The organism is Azotobacter beijerinckii, from assembly GCF_900110885.1.
GTDB lineage: Bacteria > Pseudomonadota > Gammaproteobacteria > Pseudomonadales > Pseudomonadaceae > Azotobacter > Azotobacter beijerinckii.
The window spans coordinates 1-1,354 of record NZ_FOFJ01000165.1 but is presented as its reverse complement, the minus strand read 5'-3'; the positions used below and the strand labels follow the sequence as shown (position 1 = coordinate 1,354).

Annotated in this window: 2 protein-coding genes; both read left to right on the top strand. The window is 59.7% G+C overall.

Annotation, left to right across the window (positions count from 1 at the left end; genetic code table 11):
- A partial coding sequence (locus tag BMY22_RS23385) for a DUF4214 domain-containing protein (protein WP_143068634.1) occupies positions 1 to 324 on the top strand: 324 nt, incomplete at its 5' end.
- A gap of 353 nt (positions 325 to 677) precedes the next feature.
- A complete protein-coding gene (locus BMY22_RS23380) occupies positions 678 to 1,262 on the top strand; it encodes an aconitase family protein (protein WP_208599393.1) in 585 nt (194 codons plus the stop codon).
- Positions 1,263 to 1,354: the final 92 nt, after the last annotated feature.

The window sequence follows — 1,354 nt, the reverse complement described above, 5'->3', positions numbered from 1 at the left end:
TTCGACCGCGATGCCGACGCGGGCGGCGCCCAGTACTGGCTCGACCAGGTCGACAACGGTACATCGTTGACCGACATCGCCAACGGCTTCCTGAGCTCGGCAGAGTTCCAGGACACCAACGGCTCGCCGGACAACGCAGCGTTCGTCGACCTGCTCTACCAGAACGCCCTGGGCCGTCCGGCCGACGAGGCCGGCAAAGAGTTCTGGGTCTCGGCGCTCGACAGCGGCGCCACCCAGGCCGAGGTGGTCATCGGCATCGTCGGCTCGGATGAGGCGGCAAATGCCATCGACAATGTCCACATCATTCCTGGCAATCAGGTCTGAGCCGGTTCCCATTAACTAGCCCGTAAATACTCCGGCCGAAAGGTCGGGGTATTTCTTGGCGGATTTCCAGTTCCCCGCGAGATCCTTCAAGAAATACCTGAATCCGGTTCCGTTGACATATATATCGGCGTGGCTATAGCGGAATAGCAGCAAAGGTTAGCATTCCTTGAGTTCCTTGAAATGGCTGGCCTTCTTCTCCGCCATGAGTTGGACGTCTGATTGGCCGCCTGCCCGACCGCATGCACAGGGATTGCGAGTAAGGGACTTGTCGGTACCGATGTACCGAGGATCGGCCTCCCGAGCAGCACCTACAATAATAAGTAATGCGTACCTTCTCCTTACCGGAGGGTCCCATGCTGCAAAACGTCACCCAGAAGCTGATCGCATCGCACCTGCTCGAAGGAACAATGCGCGAGGGTGAAGAGATCGCGATCAAGATCGATCAGACCCTCACTCAGGACGCCACAGGCACGATGGTGATGCTCGAACTCGAGGCGATGGGGCTCGAGCGCACCAGGACGGAGGTTTCGGTGCAGTATGTCGACCACAACCTGCTGCAGACGGACTTCAAAAACGCCGACGACCATCTCTTCTTGCAGAGCGCTTGTCGGCGCTTCGGCATTTGGTACAGCCGCCCGGGCAACGGGGTGAGCCACCCGTTGCACATGGAGCACTTCGGCCGGCCAGGATGCACCCTGCTGGGCTCCGACAGCCACACCTGCGCGGCCGGATCGATGGGGATGCTCGCCATCGGGGCCGGGGGGTTGGAGGTAGCAATGGCGATCGCCGGAGAGCCCTTCTACGTCAAGATGCCGCGTATCGTTGGCGTCAGGCTGATCGGTAGCCTGCCCGACTGGGTCAGTGCCAAGGATATCATCCTGGAAATGCTACGCCGCTACGATGTCAGCGGAGGAGGCGTTGGAAAGGTCTTCGAGTAAGTACCTGAACGTAAATTTTCCCGCATACTAAGCACCTCGCCCCAGCAGCGCCAGGATCCGCCCTTGTGAAGTTCGTATCGCCCCTCTCTGAC